2 protein-coding genes are annotated in these 1147 nt (G+C 58.6%); one reads left to right on the top strand and one right to left on the bottom strand.

Going from position 1 to position 1147, the window contains the following annotated elements:
• The coding region (locus tag ACOI1H_RS25710; protein WP_422441168.1) for a DUF4158 domain-containing protein at positions 1–854 on the bottom strand (854 nt) is incomplete at its 3' end.
• 120 nt (positions 855–974) lie between these two features.
• Between ACOI1H_RS25710 and ACOI1H_RS25705 the strand changes: the two genes are divergently transcribed.
• On the top strand, positions 975–1147 hold a 173-nt coding region (locus tag ACOI1H_RS25705), incomplete at its 3' end, for a recombinase family protein (protein WP_422441170.1).

The following is a 1147-nucleotide window of genomic DNA, read 5'->3' as shown; positions in this document are numbered from 1 at the left end:
CATTCCACGGTGCAAACGGCGAGGATCGCCAGTCTCCGATTACCTGAAATGTCGCGTAAATCATCCGAGAAATACCGCTCACCCTGCCTGCGAAGCCGGGCAATGCGATGCGGTGGAACGCCATCAAGGGCAGCGGCTGCAAGCCCGAGACCTTGCAGGAACTCCAACCGGTCCAGCAGCCGGTTCGCGTCCGCCGAGTTCTTGCCGACCTCAAATTGGCGCAACCAGACAAAACGGCTGACCCGGTCATCGACGTCTTCCGAAAGCAGAGCATCCAGTCTGTCTCTCATGGGCGCGTCGAGACGGTCGGCGATGCGCGCCTCCATCCGACGTTCGGCAGCGACAAGCGCATCAGCGCAAAGCCGTTCGATCACCGACACCCCGGGCAGAATGGTCTGGCTCCGGCGGCATTCTGCTACGAACCGGCGCGCCAGATCTTCATTGGAGCGCGCGACCTCAGCCTCAGTTTCCAGCCAGCCCTTCAGGTCGCGGGCACCACGCCCGGCAAACATCTTGTAGCCATAGATTGCCCGAAGCTCGATCAGATGATCACGCCGGGTCTCTTCGCGGACGGCGTAGCCCTCCAACTCCGCCGCTTGCGCGCCCAATTGAGCCGCGATGAACCTGATCACTTTTTCTGGGATGATCTCTTCGGTCGTCAGCAACCGGCCGGGGTGGCGAAACGCGCAAAGCTGAAGGGCAAATCCGAGTCTGTTCTGTGGGCGTCTGCGCAGGCGGATATGTTCGAGGTCATCATCAGCCAGCGTATAGTGGTGAAGCAGTGCAGGTTCACTGGTTGGCAAGTCAAATAGGGCCGCGCGCTGGCGCTCGGTCAGAATGGTGCGATGCGCCATGTTTCTTTTGCTTTCACGAAATGGATTGATTAGTTTTATTTATGATATGAGATAAGGAATAAGTTAAATGCAGGAAAGTGATTGCGGATCCCAAGCGCCTCAAACGAACGTTTGTGAAACATGCTGATCGGCTATGCCCGTGTCTCCAAGGCCGATGGCAGCCAGTCGTTCGACCTGCAGAAGGATGCCTTGACCGCTGCCGGTGTGCCGGCAAGCCAAACCTATTCCGATCAGGCCTCCGGCAAGAAAGATGACCGCCCCGGATTGGAGGCCTGCCTGAAAGCCTTGCGGGC

This window comes from Loktanella sp. DJP18, from assembly GCF_049310965.1.
Taxonomy (GTDB): Bacteria; Pseudomonadota; Alphaproteobacteria; order Rhodobacterales; family Rhodobacteraceae; genus Loktanella.
This window is presented reverse-complemented; position numbering and strand designations above follow the sequence as displayed.